Origin of the sequence: Neobacillus niacini (genome assembly GCF_036961885.1) — a bacterium.
Classification (GTDB): domain Bacteria; phylum Bacillota; class Bacilli; order Bacillales; family Cytobacillaceae; genus Neobacillus; species Neobacillus niacini_H.
Genome location: NZ_JBALNQ010000048.1, coordinates 1 through 21946 on the forward strand (window position 1 = coordinate 1; position 21946 = coordinate 21946).

26 protein-coding genes, 7 tRNA genes, 1 rRNA gene, 1 pseudogene and 1 riboswitch are annotated in these 21946 nt (G+C 36.2%); of the genes and pseudogenes, 25 read left to right on the forward strand and 10 right to left on the reverse strand.

The window, feature by feature from the left end:
• Window positions 1-90: 90 nt before the first annotated feature.
• The 10 genes from rrf (at window position 91) to V7124_RS19140 (ending at window position 2803) form a co-directional block, all read left to right on the forward strand.
• Window positions 91-206 (forward strand): 5S ribosomal RNA (gene rrf / locus V7124_RS19095).
• A gap of 40 nt (window positions 207-246) precedes the next feature.
• Window positions 247-321 (forward strand) — tRNA-Glu (locus V7124_RS19100).
• A 35-nt stretch (window positions 322-356) separates the two neighbouring features.
• A tRNA-Val gene (locus V7124_RS19105) sits at window positions 357-432 on the forward strand.
• A gap of 217 nt (window positions 433-649) precedes the next feature.
• Window positions 650-726: transfer RNA gene (locus tag V7124_RS19110), tRNA-Met, on the forward strand.
• A gap of 49 nt (window positions 727-775) precedes the next feature.
• Window positions 776-851, forward strand: a tRNA-His gene (locus tag V7124_RS19115).
• A 15-nt stretch (window positions 852-866) separates the two neighbouring features.
• Window positions 867-941 (forward strand) — tRNA-Gln (locus V7124_RS19120).
• 13 nt (window positions 942-954) lie between these two features.
• A tRNA-Gly gene (locus tag V7124_RS19125) sits at window positions 955-1028 on the forward strand.
• Between the two features lie 3 nt (window positions 1029-1031).
• Window positions 1032-1105: transfer RNA gene (locus V7124_RS19130), tRNA-Ile, on the forward strand.
• A gap of 357 nt (window positions 1106-1462) precedes the next feature.
• Window positions 1463-2314 carry a nitroreductase family protein gene (locus tag V7124_RS19135; protein ID WP_335492242.1) on the forward strand — a complete coding sequence of 284 codons (852 nt, stop codon included), beginning with the start codon at window positions 1463-1465 and terminating at the stop codon, window positions 2312-2314.
• A 21-nt stretch (window positions 2315-2335) separates the two neighbouring features.
• On the forward strand, window positions 2336-2803 hold the full coding sequence (locus V7124_RS19140) for an SRPBCC family protein (protein ID WP_335492299.1): 468 nt from the start codon (window positions 2336-2338) through the stop codon (window positions 2801-2803).
• 91 nt (window positions 2804-2894) lie between these two features.
• Here V7124_RS19140 and V7124_RS19145 read toward each other — a convergent pair whose 3' ends face one another.
• Window positions 2895-3083, reverse strand: a complete 189-nt coding sequence (locus V7124_RS19145) for a hypothetical protein (RefSeq protein ID WP_335492246.1) — start codon at window positions 3081-3083, stop codon at window positions 2895-2897.
• A gap of 189 nt (window positions 3084-3272) precedes the next feature.
• Here V7124_RS19145 and V7124_RS19150 point away from each other — a divergent pair, with 189 nt between their 5' ends.
• The 3 genes from V7124_RS19150 to V7124_RS19160 all read left to right on the forward strand — a co-directional run bounded on the left by V7124_RS19150 (window position 3273) and on the right by V7124_RS19160 (window position 5600).
• Window positions 3273-4109, forward strand: coding sequence for a sugar nucleotide-binding protein (locus V7124_RS19150; RefSeq protein ID WP_335492249.1), 837 nt, complete (start codon window positions 3273-3275; stop codon window positions 4107-4109).
• Window positions 4110-4168: 59 nt separating this feature from the next.
• On the forward strand, window positions 4169-5056 hold the full coding sequence (locus V7124_RS19155) for a hypothetical protein (protein WP_335492252.1): 888 nt from the start codon (window positions 4169-4171) through the stop codon (window positions 5054-5056).
• Window positions 5057-5138: 82 nt separating this feature from the next.
• Window positions 5139-5600, forward strand: coding sequence for a GNAT family N-acetyltransferase (locus tag V7124_RS19160; RefSeq protein ID WP_335411355.1), 462 nt, complete (start codon window positions 5139-5141; stop codon window positions 5598-5600).
• Between the two features lie 99 nt (window positions 5601-5699).
• Here V7124_RS19160 and V7124_RS19165 read toward each other — a convergent pair whose 3' ends face one another.
• From V7124_RS19165 to V7124_RS19180, 4 genes are all read right to left on the reverse strand, one after another.
• Window positions 5700-6245: a GNAT family N-acetyltransferase gene (locus tag V7124_RS19165; RefSeq protein ID WP_335411356.1), complete on the reverse strand. Its 546-nt coding sequence runs from the start codon at window positions 6243-6245 to the stop codon at window positions 5700-5702.
• A gap of 87 nt (window positions 6246-6332) precedes the next feature.
• Window positions 6333-7220, reverse strand: coding sequence for a 4-hydroxy-tetrahydrodipicolinate synthase (gene dapA, locus V7124_RS19170; protein ID WP_335492255.1), 888 nt, complete (start codon window positions 7218-7220; stop codon window positions 6333-6335).
• 126 nt (window positions 7221-7346) lie between these two features.
• Window positions 7347-7527: riboswitch (Lysine riboswitch) on the reverse strand.
• 157 nt (window positions 7528-7684) lie between these two features.
• Window positions 7685-8881 carry a class I SAM-dependent rRNA methyltransferase gene (locus V7124_RS19175; RefSeq protein WP_335492257.1) on the reverse strand — a complete coding sequence of 399 codons (1197 nt, stop codon included), beginning with the start codon at window positions 8879-8881 and terminating at the stop codon, window positions 7685-7687.
• 149 nt (window positions 8882-9030) lie between these two features.
• The gene (locus V7124_RS19180) at window positions 9031-9618 is read right to left on the reverse strand and encodes a M15 family metallopeptidase (RefSeq protein WP_335492259.1); all 588 of its coding nucleotides are present in this window, start codon (window positions 9616-9618) and stop codon (window positions 9031-9033) included.
• Between the two features lie 262 nt (window positions 9619-9880).
• Here V7124_RS19180 and V7124_RS19185 point away from each other — a divergent pair, with 262 nt between their 5' ends.
• Entirely contained in the window at window positions 9881-10732 is an 852-nt protein-coding gene (locus tag V7124_RS19185; RefSeq protein WP_335492263.1) for a DegV family protein, read from the forward strand.
• On the opposite strand, the gene V7124_RS19190 is transcribed toward V7124_RS19185, so the two are convergent.
• Entirely contained in the window at window positions 10715-10942 is a 228-nt protein-coding gene (locus tag V7124_RS19190; protein ID WP_335492265.1) for a hypothetical protein, read from the reverse strand. The genes V7124_RS19185 and V7124_RS19190 overlap by 18 nt on opposite strands.
• Window positions 10943-11044: 102 nt before the next feature.
• Window positions 11045-12013 carry a threonine ammonia-lyase gene (locus V7124_RS19195; protein WP_335492268.1) on the reverse strand — a complete coding sequence of 323 codons (969 nt, stop codon included), beginning with the start codon at window positions 12011-12013 and terminating at the stop codon, window positions 11045-11047.
• Window positions 12014-12151: 138 nt separating this feature from the next.
• Here V7124_RS19195 and V7124_RS19200 point away from each other — a divergent pair, with 138 nt between their 5' ends.
• A complete protein-coding gene (locus V7124_RS19200; protein ID WP_335492272.1) occupies window positions 12152-12997 on the forward strand; it encodes a LysR family transcriptional regulator in 846 nt (281 codons plus the stop codon).
• Between the two features lie 118 nt (window positions 12998-13115).
• Here V7124_RS19200 and V7124_RS19205 read toward each other — a convergent pair whose 3' ends face one another.
• Window positions 13116-14198, reverse strand: coding sequence for a branched-chain amino acid aminotransferase (locus V7124_RS19205; protein WP_335492275.1), 1083 nt, complete (start codon window positions 14196-14198; stop codon window positions 13116-13118).
• A gap of 355 nt (window positions 14199-14553) precedes the next feature.
• On the opposite strand from V7124_RS19205, the gene V7124_RS19210 reads away from it, so the two are divergent.
• The 9 genes and pseudogenes from V7124_RS19210 to V7124_RS19250 all read left to right on the forward strand — a co-directional run bounded on the left by V7124_RS19210 (window position 14554) and on the right by V7124_RS19250 (window position 19624).
• Window positions 14554-15084, forward strand: coding sequence for a YhcN/YlaJ family sporulation lipoprotein (locus V7124_RS19210; protein WP_335492277.1), 531 nt, complete (start codon window positions 14554-14556; stop codon window positions 15082-15084).
• Window positions 15085-15364: 280 nt separating this feature from the next.
• Entirely contained in the window at window positions 15365-15739 is a 375-nt protein-coding gene (locus tag V7124_RS19215) for a hypothetical protein (RefSeq protein WP_335492279.1), read from the forward strand.
• Window positions 15740-15887: 148 nt separating this feature from the next.
• Window positions 15888-16235 carry a VOC family protein gene (locus tag V7124_RS19220; RefSeq protein WP_335411376.1) on the forward strand — a complete coding sequence of 116 codons (348 nt, stop codon included), beginning with the start codon at window positions 15888-15890 and terminating at the stop codon, window positions 16233-16235.
• A 165-nt stretch (window positions 16236-16400) separates the two neighbouring features.
• Window positions 16401-16658 (forward strand): hypothetical protein, encoded by a 258-nt coding sequence (locus V7124_RS19225; protein ID WP_335411378.1) that lies wholly within the window; start codon window positions 16401-16403, stop codon window positions 16656-16658.
• Between the two features lie 95 nt (window positions 16659-16753).
• Window positions 16754-16860 (forward strand): annotated as a pseudogene (locus V7124_RS19230) (cell wall hydrolase); the annotation flags it as partial.
• Between the two features lie 109 nt (window positions 16861-16969).
• The gene (locus tag V7124_RS19235) at window positions 16970-17470 is read left to right on the forward strand and encodes a GNAT family N-acetyltransferase (RefSeq protein ID WP_335492282.1); all 501 of its coding nucleotides are present in this window, start codon (window positions 16970-16972) and stop codon (window positions 17468-17470) included.
• 94 nt (window positions 17471-17564) lie between these two features.
• The gene (locus V7124_RS19240; RefSeq protein ID WP_335411380.1) at window positions 17565-18014 is read left to right on the forward strand and encodes a GNAT family N-acetyltransferase; all 450 of its coding nucleotides are present in this window, start codon (window positions 17565-17567) and stop codon (window positions 18012-18014) included.
• 121 nt (window positions 18015-18135) lie between these two features.
• Window positions 18136-18603: a VOC family protein gene (locus V7124_RS19245; protein ID WP_335411381.1), complete on the forward strand. Its 468-nt coding sequence runs from the start codon at window positions 18136-18138 to the stop codon at window positions 18601-18603.
• Window positions 18604-18748: 145 nt separating this feature from the next.
• Window positions 18749-19624, forward strand: coding sequence for a hypothetical protein (locus tag V7124_RS19250; protein ID WP_335492285.1), 876 nt, complete (start codon window positions 18749-18751; stop codon window positions 19622-19624).
• A 112-nt stretch (window positions 19625-19736) separates the two neighbouring features.
• On the opposite strand, the gene V7124_RS19255 is transcribed toward V7124_RS19250, so the two are convergent.
• Window positions 19737-20468, reverse strand: coding sequence for a class I SAM-dependent methyltransferase (locus V7124_RS19255; protein ID WP_335492288.1), 732 nt, complete (start codon window positions 20466-20468; stop codon window positions 19737-19739).
• Window positions 20469-20718: 250 nt separating this feature from the next.
• Complete coding sequence (locus V7124_RS19260) at window positions 20719-20862, reverse strand: hypothetical protein (protein WP_335411388.1); 144 nt, start codon at window positions 20860-20862, stop codon at window positions 20719-20721.
• 198 nt (window positions 20863-21060) lie between these two features.
• Between V7124_RS19260 and V7124_RS19265 the strand changes: the two genes are divergently transcribed.
• On the forward strand, window positions 21061-21918 hold the full coding sequence (locus V7124_RS19265) for an alpha/beta hydrolase (protein ID WP_335492294.1): 858 nt from the start codon (window positions 21061-21063) through the stop codon (window positions 21916-21918).
• Window positions 21919-21946: the final 28 nt, after the last annotated feature.

Below are 21946 nucleotides of genomic sequence, written 5' to 3' on the forward strand. Positions count from 1 at the left end.
AGGACTTAACCAATTTTTTTAAAGGCAAACTCTGTTTTACAAACTTCTTCTGATTATCTAGTTTTGAGGGAATGAACCTCAAAAAAATAGTCTGGTAACTATGGCAAGAAGGTCACACCCGTTCCCATACCGAACACGGAAGTTAAGCTTCTTTGCGCCGATGGTAGTTGGGACTTTGTCCCTGTGAGAGTAGGACGTTGCCAGGCATAGCCCCTTTGGGGCTTTTATTTTCCTTTTTTTTAAAATGGCCCCTTGGTCAAGCGGTTAAGACACCTCCCTTTCACGGAGGTAACACGGGTTCGAGTCCCGTAGGGGTCACCAACGTTTTTTTTTAAAAATGAAAACAACAACTCCATGGAGGATTAGCTCAGCTGGGAGAGCATCTGCCTTACAAGCAGAGGGTCGGCGGTTCGATCCCGTCATCCTCCACCATGATTTTATCACGGAGTGAGATTGATACAGTCCTTACAAACTAAGGGCATAAGCAAAATAGTTTCTTTTATATTATCGCGGGGTGGAGCAACGAGCGTTCCTTCACAGAAATAGCTGCGAGTTGTATCAATCGAGCTGCTGCTTGCATATGCTTACTGAGATTGATACAGTCCATAGAAACTATGGGCATGGAAAAAATTGCATTACTTTTTACTGTCGCGGGGTGGAGCAGTCTGGTAGCTCGTCGGGCTCATAACCCGAAGGTCGCAGGTTCAAATCCTGTCCCCGCAACCAATTAAATTTCTAGGTTTAATCGGTGTTAAACCTCAACTATATTGTTTTGGCGGTTGTGGCGAAGTGGTTAACGCACCTGATTGTGGTTCAGGCATTCGTGGGTTCGATTCCCATCAGCCGCCCCATTTAATTTTACATATTGGGCTATAGCCAAGCGGTAAGGCATCGCACTTTGACTGCGACATGCGTTGGTTCAAATCCAGCTAGCCCAGCCATTTTTACTTTTACGCGGGTGTAGTTTAGTGGTAAAACCTCAGCCTTCCAAGCTGATGTTGTGAGTTCGATTCTCATCACCCGCTCCATTAGGGCCTATAGCTCAGCTGGTTAGAGCGCACGCCTGATAAGCGTGAGGTCGATGGTTCGAGTCCATTTAGGCCCATAATATTTCAAAAGAGTGATTGCTAATAATAGTAATCACTCTTTTTTTGGTTTTATTAAGATGAGCATATTCAATATGTAATCCTTAGTATTTTTAGGAGCAGGTTACGATAAATCTCTATTCGTTACCAAATTTCCCACGTATTTAAGTTAAAGGGAACGAATAATCTTTAATCGTGCCCTCTTTATTGCTTTTTCTGGATTAAAGGGAACGAATACTGGCTAAACGTTACCACAGTTATCAATATACTTGAATATAGGGAACGTTTAGCTTCTTCTAGGCATTTTTTGCCTGTGTGGTTACAATATAAGTAAGATACAGTACAACATTTTCGAAACTAAGAAAAGGAGGGTCAACATGAGTCTCATTGAAACCATGAAGAAACGCCAATCGGTTAGATCATTTGATACTCAAAACATTACAGAAATCGATTTTAAAACAATAAGAGATTACATAACCATGGAAGAGAACTTAATTGGACCCTTTGGAAATAAAGGGAAAATTGAGTTGATTCAAGTAACTAATAATGTAAGTGATAAAGGAATAAAGCTTGGTACATATGGATTTATTAAAAATCCACAAGGATATTTGGTTGGTGTCACGGAAAATAGTAAATACACACTAGTTGAGTTTGCATATGTCTTTCATAAACTGGTTTTATTTTTAACCGAGTTGGGGATAGGTACATGCTGGATGGGAGGGACCTTTAGCCGAAATTCTTTTGAACAGGAAATTCAGCTTGGGGTAGGAGAATTCATCCCCTGTATTACTCCCATTGGCTACCCAAATCAAAAACAGCGTGTTTTCGATAAGGCTCTTCGATACGTTGTAAAGGCGGACAATAAGAAGCCTTGGGAAAAGCTTTTTTTTGACGGAACATTCGAGAATATCTTAACGAAGGAACAAGCAGATCTCTTTGAAATACCAATTGAAATGGTTAGACTTGGACCTTCTGCATCAAATAAACAGCCTTGGAGACTTGTAGTATCTCAAGATCGTAAGGTTTGTCATTTTTACATAGAGCATACGCCGAATTATAGCTCAAAATTAGGCTACGACATGCAGCTATTGGATATGGGCATAGCGATGTGTCAGTTTGAATTGGCCTGTAGGGAGTTAAATATTGAAGGCGGTTGGACAGTAGAAGAGCCTATATTAAAGCTTCCGAATGAGCAAACGGAGTATATAGTCAGTTGGAACAGATATTAATGTAAGGTGGAAATCTTAGATATGCCTATTATTGAGCACAAACAACATATAAAGGCGCCAATTGAAATTTGTTTTGACTTAGCCAGAGATGTCGATGTTCATACACAAACGGCATTTAAAACAAAGGAAAGAGCTGTTGGAGGAGTTACAACAGGGCTTTTGGAGGAAGGTGACAGTGTTACCTGGGAGGCTGTACACTTTGGGATTAAACAAAGATTAACAGCAAAAGTGATATTTATGGAAAAACCGCATAGTTTTGTAGATGTAATGGTAAAAGGAGCATTCAAGTCGTTCATTCATATCCATCAATTTATCGAAGAAGAAGGTGGAACATCTATGTTGGACCATTTTCAATATAAGTCTCGGTTCGGTCCAATTGGAGTTTTAATTGATAAGTTGTTTTTAGAGAGATATATGAGGAAATTTATTGTTTCACGTGCAATGGGTTTAAAGAAAAAAGCCGAAATCTGGGACAAATCAAACGTTTGATTGAATATGTTGAAGCCCTGGTGTTACAGGTTTTTATTGAGTAAAAAACATACTAATCAAACGCTTGATTAACTTAAGATAGTAAAAAATATTAGGCCTTTGATAGCTCAACGTTTCTTTTTTCAACGTCGATAGCCGATACAATATAGGCAAATCCATTCATTAATAAGTAAATAACATTTGATTGAGCCCGTTCCGTTTCTCCTAAATAAGTATTTAAAATCATGACGACAGAAAATAATATAACAAAGAATAGAGCGATTTTATTATAGATTACCATTCGAACAACTCCTTTTTTAGGATACTTATTTTATAATATTTACTTAGTGCTGAACTTATGCAGGACGTTAGGCAATTGGTGAAGATATTCAATTTATCCATTATGATAGACAAATTGGAGGAAATTTAAGCAAATGTACTGGGTGTTTCTAAGATTAGTAGCAAAAGTATAGTGAATGGGGGAATAATAATGGAGAAGATACTTATTCTTGGGGGCAGCGGACTTGTTGGAAAAGCGTTAATCAATGAATTAAAAGAGGGGTATGATGTGTACGGAACGTATGCTTCTTCGTTAATAACAAGTCTACCCGATGATAAGCAATTCCAGTTGAAAGTCCAAGAAATTAATAAACTAGTTGAACTAGTATCTTTTATTCAACCTGATATTGTAATATCTTGCCTTAGAGGGGATTTTGACCAACAGCTTAAGTTTCATGAGAAGTTGGCTGAGGTATTACAAAATACTAAAAGTAGTCTTTATTTCTTTTCTACAACGAATGTATTCGATGGGGATTTATCAAAACCCCACACAGAAACAGATACACCTATTGCCGAATCGGACTATGGAAAGTATAAAATTGAATGTGAAAATAGGTTAAAAGAAGTCTTAGCTGACCGGGCAATCATTCTCCGTATTCCAGCAATATGGGGTAAAAATTCTCGAAGATGGAACGAAATTAATGAATGTATTAAAAATAATGAAAGTATAGATGTCTACAGCAATATAGTATGGAATAATCTTTTAGACGTCGACCTAGCAAGTCAGCTGCGGTTTATTCTTGAAAAGAAGCTTAAAGGAATATTCCACTTGGGTACAGCAGATCCGATTATGCAAAGCCAATTCTATGAACAAATACTAAGTAAATTAGCAGATGAAACAGACCTGCTTCGATATAACATGTATGAAGACAATAGCCAGACTTATTATTTTGTCTTAAACACGAACCGAAATGATAATCATGAATCCCTTCAAAGGACGAATGAAGATATTATTTCATACCTGCTAGGACAAAACGAAGGTTTGTAAGGCCCATATAGTGATATAGTAAAAAAAATAGATAAAATACAATAAAATCAGGTGAGAATATGGAACGCAATTATGAATTAGCTGAAAAAATAAAAGAAGATAACTACAAAGTATTTGCCTTATTAAGCAAGTACTTAAATCATTCACCTGACTTTATTACCAAAGAAGAAATTGAGGAAATTGTTCAAGGTGGCGTTTCCTATGAATATGCCTTTATGGTCATATTAGCTGCTGCATTTGGACTCGATATTGTGGATATTGATGAAGATAAGGACTTGTTCAATAATTATTTTAAAAAGATGATCCATAAACTTGATGCAAGTGAATATGCTAACAATCCCTATTATAAAAATATTAACATTCCTACGATAAAAATCGGCAAAAGCGAACTAAAATATGAAAGATATAAACCTTTTGAAGGCTTCGTCTGCAACGATATTATTCAAACAAAAGCCGGAAGACAAATTCCACAAATCGGTTTTTTTGAGAGTGAATTTATGTTCCCTGCAATCTTAGAAAATAATAGAATCTGGATGACCATTACGCCGAATGAAATAGAAACAATGAAAGAAGCTGTTGATCAAGCTTTTGGTCATGTACTGACGTTTGGGCTCGGGCTTGGCTATTATGCCTATATGATTTCAGAAAAAGATGAGGTTAACAGCATCACCGTTGTTGATACCAATGGAGATGTGATTGATTTATTTAAAAAATACATAGTACCGCAATTCAAAAATGCTGGAAAGATTAAGATTATCAAAGCAGATGCTTTTGAATATGCACGAACACAAATGCCTAAGGGGAAATATGATTTTGTGTTTACGGACCTATGGCATGATGTTTCTGATGGAAAAGATATGTATTTAAAAATGAAAACCTATGAAAGTCTTAGTCCGAAAACTGTATTTTCGTATTGGATAGAAAAGTCTATTTTGTGTTATTTGTAGTGTTGATGAGGGCCATCGGGTAGATGTCTATTTTATGTTAGTATTAATTGTAGGAATACTTTTACAAAGGGGGGGATGGTAGATGAAAATTAGTCATACGAACGATTTTGAATTAATCGCTAAATTGAACAAATACGTTCACGATTTACACGCAAATCTATATCCTGATTCTTTTAAAGAATATAATTTTGAAGAAATTAAGACCTTTTTTCAAAAAATTATTGATAAAGAAGAATTCACTTTCCTTTTGTTGAAGGACGGTGACCAACCGATAGGATATGCTTGGATTGAATTTAGGGATTTTCCTGAAAATGCCTTTAAAAAAGCGTATAAATCGGTATATGTGCATCAAATAAGCATCTCAGAAAACCAAAGAAAAAAAAGTTACGGTTCTAGGTTGATGGATGAAATTACTCATATTGCAATAGCAAGGGGTATAAACAAAGTTGAATTAGACTATTGGTTCAATAACGAAATAGCAAAGAACTTTTATAAGAAGAATGACTTTGTGAAAAATCGAGAATTTGTTTACAAAGACATTTGAATCTATCGCTAATTCATATGTAAATGGCAGAAAATAGGTGCGGATTTTTACCTATCACAAACAACAAATAGAAAAAACTCGTCAATTGACGAGCTTTTTCTATTTGTTGTTCCAATCCTTTGATAATAAGCTATATGTAACCAAATCTTCATAATGTTCATTTAGCCATTGACCATCTCTCTTAATACCTTCTTTAACAAATCCCAATCTCTCAGGAATAGCTATACTCTTATGATTATTCACGGCACATTGAATTTTTACTCTATTGATTTTCAATGTGTCAAACAGATGGTTCAATAATGCTGTTACAGACCTCGTGATGATACCTTGACCCTGAGCTTCTTCGGATAGAAAATAACCGATACTCGTTGAGCTATTTTTCCAATCTATATAATGAAGTCCGATCATACCTACTAATTTACCATTATATCTAATTCCTGCATCAAAACCATTGTTGTCTGCGTAATTTCTTATCCATATAGGGATTATAGGTTCAAAGTCATCCGCTGATTTTCTCTTATCCACCCATAATAACCATTTTCTAAGATGTTCACGATTTGTATCAATTAGTTCAAATAATTCTTCTTTGTGATGTTGTTGTAATATTTCGATTGATATTTCTTCATCTACTATAAACGAAAACAATTCTACTCCCCCTAATCTATTTTCAAAATTATATCATAAATTTTTTTGGATTTATGACCTAAAATAGACAGGTGCGTTGACTTCAAATTATACAGACTGTTTCGCTTTTACAGCCTCAAGAACAGTTTGCAGCGCTGACTTTTCTTCATCATTTAAAGAAACCAATGGTAAGCGGGCTTCTCCTACTTGAATCCCCTGCATATTAAGTGCAGCTTTGACAGAAGTAGGGTTTGGTGTTGCAAATAAAGCTTTCATTAGGGGAAGCAGCCTACGATGTAAAGCAGCAGCTTCTTGTACACGTCCATTTTTAAATAATGTAACCATTTCCTGCATTTCATTCCCGATGATATGAGAGGAAACGGATACAACTCCAGCACCACCTATGGATAAAATAGGTAAGGTTAAGCCATCATCACCGCTATACAAAGTGAAATCTGCTGGTGTGTGGCTGATGATTTCCGCCGCTGCATCCAAATCACCGCTAGCTTCTTTTAAAGCCACAATATTCCTAATTTCAGAAAGGCGGACAGTGGTCTCAACAGACATGTTTACGGCGCTGCGCCCAGGAATATTATAAAGCATAACCGGTAAGGAGGTGGCTTCAGCAATGGCTTTAAAGTGCTGATAAAGTCCTTCTTGAGAGGGCTTATTATAGTATGGAGTTACAAGCATAATTCCATCAACGCCTGCAGCTTCAGCCTGTTTCGTCAAACTAATAGACACTCTCGTGTTATTTGAACCAGTTCCAGCAATAACAGGGACTCTGCCTGCTACAACGTCGACGACAAATTTAAATAACGATACTTTTTCCTCGGAAGTTAATGTTGGAGACTCTCCCGTTGTTCCTGCAACGACTAATCCATCCGTACCATTCGCAATTAAGTAATTTACTAGTTCTCTTGTTGCGTTGTAATCAACCTCTTCATGCTGATCAAATGGTGTTACCATAGCTGTTAATACTTGGCCAAAATTCATCAAACTCACCCTTTTTATAATTTTTTTGAAAAGTTAGAGGTGGATCAGACCAATCAATAATAAACGCGAAAAAGCAGCAACGAGGGTCGCTGCTGCAGTAGAAACATAAGTATAAACCGTTCCATTGCGTAAGATAGCCCTCCATATAGTTTCCTATATGACAGTTCTGTATTTCTTCAATAGCAGAACCAGCGGTCTAGACAAATGAGAATCTATCCGCTTCGGCAAATTCCCCTTTCCACAATCATCCCAGGACCTCACTATCCTCAAACTGCGTACTAATGGTCTTTGCGCCTCTATCCTCACTTCAAAAATAATGAAGCAAGAAAATATTTAATTATAAATAAATATAACAGAAAATTCATTCTAATACAAGTGTAAGACGGTTCAAAAGACGGTGGCGTTAATGGTGCCTGTCACCGCCCGTGGACACTTTCCACCCTAGGTGGACAGTTAGCTACTTTTTATTTCATTTTTTTGATGAAGACTACTTTTAGGTAATTGGATTCTGGGTAATGTTTGTTGGTTCTGAAGTCTTCAGGAAGTGAAAATTCCTCTATTATTTTATAGCGCTTATTTGATTCTTTAAAGGCTGTATCAATGAATCCTTTAAATTTATCCATACCAAAGGAACTGGCATTGGTTGAGGCTAGGATGGTTCCATTGTCCTCGGTTATCGATATTGCTTCCTTTAACAGGTTTTTATAATCTTTTTCGGCACTAAAGACAAACTTCTTTGATCTGGCAAAGCTAGGAGGATCGAGAATGACCACATCAAACAATAAACTCTTTTTCACTGCATATTTGAAGTAGTTAAAAACATCTTCCACAATGATAGCTTGAGCACTATCATCAATTTCATTCACACGGAATTGTTCAATCGTTTTACTTTTGCTTCGATTTGCCAGGTCAACACTGGTTGTTTTCACCGCGCCTCCTAAGGCAGCAAATACGGAAAACACACCGGTATAAGAGAAGGTATTTAATACCTGTTTCCCTTTAGAATATACATCCCGTAACGTTTTTCTAACATTCCTTTGATCTAAGAAGACACCGACCATGGCACTGTCGTTTAAATAAACGGCGATATTGACACCATTTTCTTTCACAAGGATAGGAAATTCTCCACGGTCTCCTGCGACGAAGTCATCCTCTTCAATATATTTACCACTTTCATCAAACCGCTTTTTCTGATAAATGGCTTTATACTCCACCAGTTCCTTCAAGGAGTCTATGATGAACTCCCTGAAATGATAGATGCCTTTACTGTACCAGGTAATCAAGTAATAACCAGCAAAATAATCGATCGTTAATCCACCGATTCCATCGCCCTCACCGTTAAACACCCGAAAGGCTGTGGTTTCAGAACTCTGATAAAAAGAATCTCTCAGTCCGAAGGCAGCCTTTAAGGTCTTTGCAAAAAAACTTGGATTAAACTGCTCTTTTTCATTGCTGGTAAGCACCCAGCCGAGTCCCTTATTTTGCTTCCCATAATAACCTTTGGCAATAAAGTTGTTTTGTTCATCAACAAGCTTTATCGTACTACCTTCCTCATCGAGGGCATTAGCATTTATAATGGAGTCCTTTGTAATAAGCGGATAACCATTCTTAAATTTTGTAACGAATTTTGATTTCACCTTTAAACTTACTTCAGTTTTCATTTCTTCATCCCATCAATTGTATTTAATTCGGAGGTGATTCGACGGTGCCTGTCACCAAGGTGACACCTAAAAGGTGTTCACCGCCCGTGGACACTTTCCACCCCAGGTGGACACTCAGACACTCGAACACCCCGGCGTGGCTACATGGTTTATTTTACTTCATTGGTATCGGCTGTTAAAGAGGTACCTGCAGGTCTTTTGCCATTCTGTAGGTCTGCAAGGGTCAAACCGAAGTCCATTTGCAGGTGGGGGTAGTCTTTAAATTGGCTCCAGTCGCCGCCCCATGCAAAGCCCAGTGATTTTGCCAATTCCACCACTTCGTTCCAATCACCTTTTCCATTCTTATTCCCATCATACTGCATATCCCAAATGACATCATCATTCGGGGTCTTTATCGCAAAATCCACAGCCAATCCAAAGTTATGATAGGATTCTCCGCCTTTCGCATGGGTGACAATATTTCCTTCCGCAGTGCGACCCTTCTCATAAAGCAGGTCCTGATCTTCAGTACTCCGAAAATCATCCGTAATCATAATCACAATTCCTTTCGCAGCTGCTTGTTGAATTAATTGGTCGGACCGTTCCCTCACGGTTGGATGGAGTTCGGTTGGCAATGAAACTTCTTGTCTCGTATTCAAACCCTTAAAGAGGGTAATCTCCGATTGGTTGAGAAAAATGAATAAAACAATTAAAACCAGAAAAAATGGAATGAATGCTCTTAATTTTATTTTCAACATAAAAATCCTTTCTATCAAAAAATCCCCTATGTACTAAGACGTTGAAAATAGTATCATTGTTTCATCCATATTATGGTCATTATTTATTATGGCAAAATTGTGACGTTTAAGTCCATCCTATGTATGAATATTTTTTCATACATGACAAATATAACTTGTGACAACGTATTCATTTTCGTAAAGTTTAACTAGTTACAATTACTACTATATTAAGATATTAACTATATAAAGATTGAGAATTTGGATGAAGGAAGAGGATTATATGAACAAGCCAAGAATTGCCTGGATTACCGACACGACAGCTTCGCTCAGTAAAGAATTTATTGAAAAAAACGATATACATGTGATTCCCCTGCACGTAGTCATTAATGATACATTTTACAAAGAAACGATTGATATAACACCAGAAGTTTTCTATGAACGAATGAAAAACGAAGAAGGAAAATTCCAGTCCTCCCAACCGAATGTTGGTGAAATCGTCGAACTTTATGAACGGTTAAAAGCAGACTATGACTTTGGTATTGCCATTCACGCTTCTAGCACTTTAACCGGCACGTATCAAACCTCTGTCATGGCAGCAGAAATGGCTGAATTTAAATTATTTGCGATTGATTCCCAAACAGGTTCTTACCCCTTATCCTATTTAGTGAAAAAAGGGATGGAACTAGTAGAACAGGGACATGAGGTTAGCGATGTTGTTTCACAACTGAACAACATGCGTGACCAAACTAGATTATTTTTGGTTCCATCCAACCTGGACCAGCTTCACAAAAGCGGCAGGGTGTCTGGAGGTCAAAAAATACTTGCATCGCTATTTAATATCAAGCCGATTCTATCCATTGAGGATGGAGGAGCAGCAAAGATTAAAGATAAAGTTCGAACCGAAAAGAAAGCATTTGCTTGGCTGGTGGATCATTTAAAGACTGACCTTGATACAAAAAAGGTTCAGAAGGTGGCGATTGTTCATGCCAACGATCGAAATAAGGCAGAGGTTCTACAACAACTAGTAAACGACACATTCCCAACAATAAAAACAGAATTATTTATGCTGATAACAGTAGCCGGTGTTCATACAGGTGTAGGAACACTCGGACTTTCATGGGTGAACGAATAATTTTAAAAAAGAAGAGACACCAAATCCAAATGGATAGGGTGTCTCTTCATAGTATGAAGTTATTAAAATTTTCACTACAATGCTAAATTGTTTACTTCGCAGGTTACTCGTCTTCTGTATAGGCTTCCGTTGTCGTATCCCTGCACTCCCAGCACTCACATCTGTTTCTCTCCATGATTGATAATTCTGTTCCACAAGAAATGCAGACATCCATAAGACAGATTCCCCTTTCTGTGTGAAATTTTGGTTTAGAATAAATATATTCATGAAGGATAAAAAATATTACACAAAAAAGTCGACAAAAATTGTGTTTTAATTGCTTTCCCCAATGATAGATATAAATCGAGACCATGAAATATTTCTACCTGTAACTACGATTGCTATTTTCAACCCCTTTATTTCATCACCACATTGACTTAACGCCGCAATTCCTGCCGCTCCTGAAGGTTCAACAATGTATTGGGATTGTAACATTAGCCTCATTGCCGCTACAATTTCTTCTTCTGACACGGTTAAAATTCTATCAATATAGTGATGAATAATTGGAAAAGTAATCGTTTCAGGATCAATCGGACCGCTTAGGCCCTCAGCGATTGAACTTTTTAATTCAACACTTGTAACCTTTCCTTGATCATGCCAAGTAGCTAGGGAAGGACTGTTTTTAGGCTCTACAGCCCAAACTTTAATTTTTGGATTAATAGATTTTAAGGCTAAACAGATACCAGATGTAAGTCCCCCGCCTCCCAAGCAAGTTATCACTAGATCGACGTCTGCTAAATCTTCTATAATCTCTAAAGCAACAGTGCCACCGGCTGAAATGACCGCTGGATCATTGTATGCAGAAAGGAACGTTTTTCCTGTTTCATGTGCTGTACTTACAGCGGCAATCCTAGCATCCTCTATTGTTTCAAAAAAGGACAATTGCGCACCATAATTCTTTAAAGCTTGAATTTTACTTTGGTCAGCGTTTTTAGGTAAATAAACATGAGCGGGTACATTTAATTTCTTAGCTGCATAGGCTAAGCCGATTCCATGATTACCTGCAGAAGGAGCAATGACACCACGTTGACGCTCGATTTCCTCTAATGTTAGCAGCTTGTTGAGAGACCCTCTTGCTTTAAAGCTTCCCGTTACTTGAAGGTTTTCTAATTTTAAATAGATATCCGTTTTATATAACTGACTAAACACTTCATTATACTCTAAAGGTGTGTGGTGAATATAAGGTTGAATCTTCTGATGCGATTGGATTATATCCTGCAGTGTAATCGAAAAATTTTTCAAAATAACATCTCCCTTTTTAAAGCTCTTAGATATTCTAATCTAGTAGAGCCTTCCACTAATTTTATGACTTTTTCATATTATTAGATAATACATACTTGTCATAATGTTATAATCTGTAGTTATAAGAGGGGGATAAAATTGAATCTTCAGCAAATGAATTACGTAAAAAAAATTGCCGAAATGAAAAGTATCAATAAAGCATCTAAATCACTCCATATTTCGCAGCCAGCCTTAACGAAGCAGTTAAAATTATTAGAGGATGAATTAGGTACTACTTTGTTTGAAAGAAATAAAAGCGGAGTTATCTTAACTCGGGATGGGGAAATTTTTCTAACAGAAGCCGAAATGATAGTAAGAAAGGTTTTGAATTTAAAACAAAGATTTACAAACAAAGAAGTGAATAACACCATAAAAATTGCAGCCTTACCTAGTATTGCTAGTATCCTTTTACCAGAAATCGTTCAAAAGTTAAGTTCCTTAGAATATAAAGTAACGATTCAGGTTGTGGCAACGAGTCAGGAGATTGAAAGCTTATTACTAGCGAAAAAAATTGATATTGGATTTGGGCAGGATGTTAAAGAAAATGATTATGTCTATACATTTCTAAATGAACCATACTTTCTAATTGCACTTGCCTCTAGTGAAATTTCACAAGTTCATTCAATTTCATCCGAACTACTAACGGAACAAAATTTGATTTTGCCTACATTTCCTTGCGACATTCGGAAATCGTTAGAAAAATATTTAAGCCAAGAAGAGATTGTAGTAAAAAAGACGATGGAAGTTGGCCAAAATGATTTAATTTTAAAACTTGTCAAGAATGGGGTGGGGGTTACAATTCTTCCTGAAATGATGATAAGAAGTCTAGATCAAGATTTAATCGCAATCCCATTTGAGAATAAAGGTTTTAGTAGAAAAATTTCTTTATTAACCTATTCAACAAAAATCGTTAATTTAATAAATGAAAGTTTGGTTGAAGTTTAAGAGTATTAACACAGCCTAAAACAAAAAATGAGTGTCAAATGTAAGTACACTTTGACACTCATTTTTATATTAGGATCGGTTCGTAATCGTTCAGAAAATGAAGTGCTTCACCAATAGGTTAGACTTCCACCTGGGCAACCTTCACTGTCCAGTTAAATGGGTCTTCTTTTTTTCCAAGTTGGATTCCAGTCATTTCATCATAAATGTCCTGAGAGAGGTGTCCGATTTGATTATCGTTGATAACGATGGTTTTGTCGTTCCACGTTAATTCGCCAACGGGTGAAATAACGGCAGCGGTTCCTGCCCCGAAAACTTCCTCAAGTTCACCACGCTCATGTGCCGCAAATACCTCTTCAATCGAGATCTTTTCTTCGCGTACAGGAATATCCCAATGCTTTAATAATTGGATAACAGAGTCACGGGTCACACCAGGTAAAATACTGCCATTTAGCTTTGGTGTAACCACCTCACCATTTATTTTAAAGAAAATATTCATGCTGCCAACTTCTTCAACAAACTTATTTTCTTTCGCATCAAGCCAAAGGATTTGAGCATAGCCGAGTTTATCGGCCTTTTCTTGTGCCTTCAAGCTGGCGCCATAGTTGCCCGCGTTCTTCACATGGCCAACTCCGCCAATGACTGCCCGGACATACTGCTCTTCCACATATATTTTAACAGGATTTAATTGGCTGCCATAATACGCACCTGACGGCGATAGAATGACGAGCAATTTATATTCCTTCGCAGGACGCACACCAAGATAGGCTTCCGTAGCAATGATAAACGGGCGAATATAAAGAGATGTCCCAACACCCTCAGGAATCCAATCCTTTTCTGTAAAAATTAATTGTTTGATGGCTCCCAATAAAAAGCTCTCATCAATTTGAGGAATACACATTCTGTCACAGGTATCATTAAAACGCTTCATGTTTTTTTCTGGACGGAAGAGCTGGGCTGTTCCATCTGCGGTCCGATATGCCTTCATACCTTCAAAGATCGCCTGTCCATAATGAAAAACCATTGCTGATGGTTCAAGGGTTAATGGCTCATAAGGAGTTATTCGCGGATTATACCAGCCGTGTTCGCTATGATAATCCATTACAAACATGTAATCGGTGTAATACTTTCCGAAACCTAAGGATTCTGTTGCGGGTTTTTCCTTTAAAACTTCTCTTTGAATAAATGAAATTTCTTGACTCATGCTTCACACCTCATTCATAATACTAGGTTCAGTTTTAAACACAATTAAATCATTCTAAACTGATCCATGTCAAAACATTAAATAATTATATTTTTGAAATAGTAAAAATACTTTTCTTTACTATACCACTTTTTAAATTAAAACAGGATATTTTTGTTTGTATGCCAAACAACTTCGACATGCTTGACATACAAACCTTGTGAGAAGATATTCATTTTTTAAACATAGAATGGTCGGTGGTATCGTCATATAGTCAAATTAGCTATTAAAATGATAAAAAATTCCTCCAAATCTTTACATAAAAAATGGCGTTAAAGGCAATTGTAAGCTTGAACTCATTTTAGGAGGAATATAGATGAAGGCGATAAAACGAATTGTTACCTGCTTATTGATTGGTACTTTGGTGACTGGATGCAATATGAAAGAAGAAGGCAGGGAAACTGATCAGCATGGAGAGGTAAATAACCGGAATTCTGGCGGAATAAATATAGGAAATAGTTTAGGCAATCCCAATCTTAACCTTACGAACACTTCAACAAATACTCCCAATCATACTCATTCGGGCTTGCACATAGAAAATGAGGCAGAGGATAAAGTTACGAATCTACCTGAAGTAAAACAAGCCAATATTATTGTTTCGAATAGAAATGCATATGTAGCGGTCGAGATGGATGAAGATTTTCATGGTGAAATTAGCCCATTTGTTGAAGATCAAATGGTTCAACAGGTAAGAGAAGCAGATCCAAATGTCCAAAATGTCTATATTTCAAGCAAACGTGACTTTGTCACACAGATGAGGCAATATCGGGACAATCTCCAGAACGGCAAATCAACAGTTGGATTTACTAAAATGGTTCAAAGATTCTTTAAAAATCATACCAGGTAAAAAAACTGATTATGGTAACGGTGTCCGTTACCAATCGCAAACATTAATATTGTTAATATAAATGAGTGCCAAATTGTAGATGAATTTGCACTCTTTTTTCTGTGAAGAATTAGCATCTATGAAATACCAGAATTAATCAAATATGTCCACTATCTAGGTTGTTTTCTCTGTATCTTTGTTTTAGCTATAAATATAGGAATAGTACTTTAGTAGATTAAATAAAATGATAATAAGGTAGAAATGAGGTGATTTTATAATCGAGAAATTGAGAAAAATTAATATGAAAACTGCTGTATTTATGGGGAATATTTTTTACTTTTTGACAATCTCGATCCATGTTCTAATTATTAGCGGCATTATTCCATTCACATGGGTAAATGGCGGACGCTCTGAATCCTACGCAACACAGCTGCCTATATCTATTATCAATATCATTATTTCTATTATTGGAGGCGTATTTACGCTGATTGTTGGCAGAAAAATACTATATACATACAAAAGGGGAATAACCGTTATATGCTGGTTTTTTGTCTTACTGTGGTCTATAGGGTTTATACAACAATTGGTTGGAACACCTTTTGAAAAAATGGTTTGTTCGTTAATATTGTTCCTCGGAGTCATCTCAAACATACGTATGGCGGTTGAAAAAAGATAACGTAACACTAAAATTACGAACAGTGCCAAGGACTGTTCGTATTGCTAGCGTGGCAGTATAGTTGAAAGAAGGAACTTAACAGTATATCTCGAATATCTAATGTAATCGAAAAAACTAAAAATTTTAAGATAGACAGGAGTTAGTTACGATGATAAAGGGTTTCGGTGGAATATTTTGGAGAACTAAGAATCTTGATGTTGTGAAAAAATGGTACAGTGATGTGTTGATGATTGAAATGGAAAATTGGAATGGAGCTATGATCAAACCCCACTCAGAAAATGAGACTATCTTTTCATTCTTTACTGAAGATGACAGCTATTTTCCAACAGAACAGCAAGTGATGTTGAATTTTCAAGTAGATAATCTAACCGAGATGATTAAGCATCTTGAACAAATTGGTGTACCTCTTGTTAAGGAAAAAGAGGTTAGTGAGTATGGTACGTTTATTTGGATTGAAGATCCTGAAGGTCGACTGATCGAGCTTTGGGAGAAATAGTGAGTTGTAATTTATTGCTATTGAGCTATCGGATACAATAGGAAAAGATAAGTGATCGCTGCGGTGGTCTTTTTTTATATTGATGAATTACCAAAAAAGGTAGCGTTAATGTATATTCTCGTTGGATTATTATGGTGAATTTGAATTATAGAGGGGAGGAGCATAATGCCAAAAGAAAAATTAATCAGTTTAATTATTGTGGGTCTTATATTCATCATCGGAGGACTTGTAATGATTTTTTCAAGTGTTAACTATGGGACATCATTTGCAGACTCTTGGTTAATTAGTCGTGGTGGGGCAGATACAGGTATTTACCAGATCATTCTTAAAGGCTATATCAATAACTTTTTAGTAGCGGGAGGTATTTTATTTGGTTTTGGACTGATGGTAGTTATCTTAAGCGCATATAAGTTCAAAATTTGAAGGGAATAACTATCCAATAAAATGCAAAGAACTATTGGGGTCAAAATTGTTTTCATTTCAAGTAAAAATTAAGCATTCTTATTTATTATCTACACGCTCCATATCCTCCAACATGGTACGTTCAACCTAACTCTGGTCAATTTAAAGAACATTGTTTTTATGAACCAAAACCAAATACATGTGTAGTGTTTATAGAGGTTGAGCTTACTCTTTGAGTAAGTTTTTTTGTATAATTAGAATGTTCTGCACAAAAATAAATAACATCAACAGCAAAGTTTAACAAAGCACAATTAGTAAAAGGAGCTATTTTTTTGGAGAATATTACATTTAAAGATGCAAGTGTTGAAGATTTACCAATTATTGTGGATATTTATAATTCGAATATTCCAAGTAGAATGGTAACTGCTGATACTGAACCTGTTTCTATAAACGATCGGTTAGATTGGTTTAATGAACATAACCCTTACAAAAGACCTTTGTGGGTTATAGAGTATGGAGGGAAAATTTGTGGTTGGGTAAGTCTTCAATCTTTCTACGGAAGACCAGCTTATAATGCAACTGCCGAAATAAGTATTTATCTTCATGAAGATTATAGAGGAAAGGGACTCGCAAAAATGACTTTAAACAAAGTTATAGAGGAATGTCCTAAGTTTAATATTGATACCATACTTGGATTCATCTTTGCACATAATGAGCCCAGTATTAGACTATTTTCAAGTTTTGGTTTTGAGAAGTGGGCGCATTTGCCGGAAGTCGCTAAATTAGATGGAATTAAGAGAGATTTGATTATTTTCGGGAAAAAGATACTTTAACTTTTAGGAATTTTAAACGGGTAGGTTTCTACAATGGGTAGAGATTTTTTACTACCGGGCTGGTCAGTTGTGATTTTAAAGGAGTTGGAAAAAGTTGAAATATCGTAAAGCAAATATTGATGATATTGATAAATTGGTAGAGTTAAGAAAAAAGCAATTAGTTGATGAGGGGATAGAACCTAATATAGATATTAATAGGGAACTATATGTTTTCTTTAAAAATAAACTAAGCGATGGTACTTTAATTCAATGGCTGGTGGAAGAAAATGAAGAAATTATTGGTTGTGGTGCAGTGATTTTTTATGAATTTCCACCTAGTTACACCAATAAGACTGGAAAAAGGGCTTATATTGCAAATATGTATACGAATGAAAATTATCGTGGGCAAGGAATCGCAACAAAGCTGTTAACTAAATTAGTGGATGAAGTTAAGATTTCAGGTATTTCAAAAATATGGCTTGGGGCTTCAAAAATGGGTAGACCAGTCTATAAGAAGTTTGGTTTTATGGAAGTTGATGAATTTCTAGAATTAACTATTATTTAATAATTTGTGAAATATCCCACTTGTTTTAGTAATTGGACTAGCTTAGATGACTATGCCAATTACTGAATTTGAAGTTTCAAAAAAATACCGTTAAATTCTACAAACAAAGGGATGGGGAGAAATGATAAAGGGGCTATATGAAGCACATTTACCTGTAAAAAATTTAGAAGTTTCAATTGAATTTTATCGAAAATTAGGTTTGAAGTTAGCTTGGCGTGATGAAGACACTGTATTCTTCTGGATAGAAGAAGGTAAAAGCTGGTTAGGATTGTGGGAAGGAAAGGAGTACCAAACTCGATACCACCCTTCTTTAAGACATATTGCTTTTCGAGTCACATATGAGGATTTAAAAGTGTCTGTAAAATGGCTTGAATCCATCCAAGTTGAACCTAAACCTTTTGGAAGAAGAACATCGATTGAGCCCTTTGTAAGGCCAAATCAAGGAAATGCTTCGGTTTACTTTAATGACCCAGATGGAAATAGCTTAGAATTGATGTGTTTTGTTAAAGTACCAAATGAATTAAAGCATATTACGGAAAAGTTGTCATTTGAGGACTGGGAGAATTTAGTTGGTTGTAAAAAGAATTGAACAAAGCAATAGAACAATAAACAGAATGGAAACCGTTCGTTATGAAAGTGTTGGGATATTACATTTAAACTTAACGGGTTCGGTTATTGGGTAGAGTAATTTATGGGAAATTTTGTGATATCATTAATTCAAGGGGGAGATTTACTTGAAAATAAGAATGAGCAAATTTTTCGCAACCGCTTTCTTTATTTTACTTCTATTAATGGTAGTGGGATGTACCGAAAAAAAGGAAACGAAAACTCAAGATGAAAATATAAAGACCATTGAAGCTGTATTACAGAATAGCCTTACAGGTCCAAGTGATGAAATGAAACAAATATTGAATAGTGAAAGTGGCAAAAAATTCGAAGCCTTAAATCAATATGAACAAAAGCTATTTAAAGATTATTTTGCAAATGAAACGTCCTATACGGATTTCGTTAATAGCTACGGTTCGTTAGTAATGATCCAACCGAATAGTGATTATTACAATTTTAAGATAAAAAACATTGAATATGAAAAAGTAGATGCAAAGGATAGCGTTTATAATTTTTCAGTAGAATTACAGTTCCAAAAAGAAGGCAGTGAAAAATCAGAAGCTGGGATTGTAACTGGGCAAGCGAATTTAACGGAAGAGCACAAAATTGAAGGAATGTTAATTCGTACGAAAGATTTTTGGAGTTCAAGGAGTAAAGAAAGTAACGAAATTAGAGATAAATATGCAAAGGATGGAAAAGTATTATTGTTAGTTGCCCCAGACCCATCTCTTTCAGCAGGAAAACCATATGGATACCTATTTAATTTCACGGCACCTTTTGAGACGTTTAAAGGGAAAGAATTAGCTATTTATGCTTACCATAAAGAAACAGGAGAAAAAATTACAGGATTTTCACCAGAAACAATTAAAGAGCCGTCAACAGGCTATTCCACTTTAGAACGCTTCACTGTTACCTTTGCAGTTCCAAAAAGCGGCTTGTGGCGTTATGAAGTGGTATTAGATGGAGAGTTTTATGCAGATGTTGTTTTAGCGGTTAAAAAATAAACAGTGTATTTTTCATATTTTTAAAGAAAAAGAAGCAACCGAGCGATTCAGTTGCTCTTTTAATGATTTTTTTCAGGGGTTCCCCATGCGTTTTTTATTTACAATTAAATGTTTACTTTTTACAAGAAAAAGCCAATACGACTGGAATTCTAAGTCTTCTTTCGAACTCTTCATCATTCGTAAAATGTTCTCGTTTCGGTGTTCCTTCCCGTAAATCAACTACTGAGAAACCAGATTTAGTAAGAGTCTTAAAATAATGCTCAATTGTTCGATGGTATTTTACCACTATCTGTTCAATCCAAGGCTCTTTTCTTTCCCCTTCAAGAAAGTAGTCATCAACTATCCAGTTTCCACGCTTATCTCCTGTTTGTTTGCTTATAAATGAAGAAGTAGTAAGGGGATGTTGAACACTAAACACAAATCTACCATTATCCTTTAAGGTTTTATGCACATTCTGGAACAGTAAATGAACATCTGAGACATAGTGTATGGCAAAACGAGAAGTAACAATCTCAAATTTTTCTGTTGGGTAACTGTATGACTCCATTGTCTCGTGATGAATTGTGCCATTTCCATTTGCTAGCTTAAGCTTTGCAGATGTTACCATTTGTCGTGAGCCTTCGATTCCTGTGTAATACGCTGCACCTTGATTAAGTAACTCCTTTCCAAACGAAGCATCACCACATCCCAGGTCTAATATACTTTTATTTTGATAGTCACCAATGAGTTCATAAATGATAGGATTTTCGATTGCATTGTTGGGGCTATCCTTTCGACTCCTTCTCTTCATATAATTTGAAAAAAAATCCTCTTGGTCATAAACGCTTGCACCTCTAAATTCCATACAATCCATTTCCCCTCCCGTACGCTATTCGCCAGATATCCATAAGTTGATAGTCTTTGGATATTTTATCATATTAATTGTAAAATACTAGAAAAATATTAAAGGGTAAATCTCACGAATTTGTCTATCATCCAGGTGATGAAGGACAAATCTCTCCTGATTTGTCTTTCATCAACCTTGTATGTAGCTCTTTTAAATCCAAGCGATTATCGCTGTAGAGCTCGTTTGGTATTCCTGTATGTCAGAAGATTTAAAGATTATCTGTATTAATCCTTGGGGTTTCTAGTTCAATAGCCGCTGCAGCACGAGCATTCTCACTATGTCGATCATTATTTTTTTGATCTAATTCACGGTAGTTTTCTATGTCTTGGGAAGGTTTCTTTTTGTCAGCCACATTATCACCTCTTACGGATAATATGTCCAACTTTCCCTTGAAGAATAAAAATGTTTGAAGCCATTTTACTATTTCTTCCCTGTTAGGAATCCTTTTTATGATAAAATAGTGCTATTATTCAAAAGAACTTACTCGTTCCTATTTACAGGAATCCTTTTAATTATGATGAAAAACCGCAGCAGGAGTGGAGTACAGATAATGAAAGCAGAAGGAATATTTACTGGTGTAGATGGAGCAGAACTATTTTATCGAGTGATTGAACCCATGAAGTCTCCAAAAGCGGCAGTTATTCTTGTGCATGGACACGGGGATCACAGTGGAGGTCTAGAAAATATAAGCGCAAGCTTGGTCCTAGGCGGATATATCGTTTATGCATTCGATTTGCGCGGTCATGGAAAAAGCTCTGGAAATAGAGGATATATACAAAGTTGGGATGAATTTCGAGGAGACTTACACGAATTTCAAAAACTTGTTTCGAAAAGGCAGCCGAGACTTCCAGTGTATATTGTGGGACATAGTCTTGGTGGTGTCATTACCCTTGATTATGCTTTACATTACAGTTCTGATATTTCAGGGATTGTTGCAATTGCCCCTGCCATCTCTTACGAAGTCAGCCCGATTGAGCGCCTTGGGATATCTTTAATAGGCAAGCTTAAACCTGACTTCAGCATTAATAAGTCTACCCATTTTCGAATAATGAAGAAAAATTCAGCGGTGGCAGCCAAATATTATTCGGATCTGTTACGTCACAATATCATTACACCTGGTTTAGGACGCGGGTTACTTCAAGCGGTATCCCGGATATTAAATCAGGCATACGCTTTAAATCTACCCTTTTTACTACAATACGGACTCAATGATAAAATTACACCTCCAACGAAGCTTGGTAACTTTTTTAATCAAGTTTCATCAAAGGATAAACAACTGCTTGAGTACGCAGGAGCAAAACATCGCCCCTTTGATGGAGAAGGAAATGAAACGTTTCTAAAAGATATGGTCAGCTGGTTAGACCAACAGATTGAAAAAAACCGCAAAAGTGCAAGCCAGGCAATTTAAGTCATGGGAATGGCGAGAAATACTGGCG